The following is a 553-nucleotide window of genomic DNA, read 5'->3' as shown; positions in this document are numbered from 1 at the left end:
CATCTAATTCGCGCCCTCACGCGTGGAGCCGGGAGTTCTTCGGGCGGTCTACAGTATTCTACTGCTTCATCCTCTTCCACTGGGTGATTTGCCAGGAACTTTGCTACCACTCTCCCCTTAACAGACTTGCCAGTCACATATTTCAAATCAAATTCAGAGAGAAGAAGCAACCAACGGGCTAGCTTACCCGTAAGTGTCGGTTTCTCGAAGAGATATTTGATGGGATCTAATCTCGAAACCAGTATTATGGAGTGAGCTAACAAGTAGTGCCTCAGCTTCCTGGTAGCCCATACCAAGGCTAGGCAAGCTTTCTCTAGCAAGGTGTAGCGGGTTTCGTAATCTAACATTTACTTGCTCAAGTAATAGATGGCTTTCTCCACCCTCTCCTCATATTCCTAAGCAAGCATGCATTCCATTGTGGTGTTTGTTACTGACAGATCTAAAAGCAAAGGCTTCCCCGGCTCTGGCGGCAACAACACTATCGATTCTGGAGGTACTGCTTGACTTGCTCAAAAGCGAATTAACATCGATCAGCCCATTGGAATTTCTACCG

General features: G+C 46.8%; 1 protein-coding gene. It reads right to left on the bottom strand.

Annotation, left to right across the window (positions count from 1 at the left end; all coding sequences use genetic code 11):
- Positions 1–347, bottom strand: a 347-nt coding sequence (locus tag IE178_RS37225; RefSeq protein ID WP_193515111.1) for a ribonuclease H family protein, incomplete at its 3' end; no start/stop codon positions are given.
- Positions 348–553 lie beyond the last annotated feature (206 nt).

The sequence above is a fragment of the Streptomyces griseoloalbus genome, assembly GCA_014650015.1.
GTDB lineage: Bacteria > Actinomycetota > Actinomycetes > Streptomycetales > Streptomycetaceae > Streptomyces > Streptomyces griseoloalbus.
Note: the sequence above shows the minus strand (reverse complement) of the source record. Positions and strands in the feature narration are given on the sequence as shown.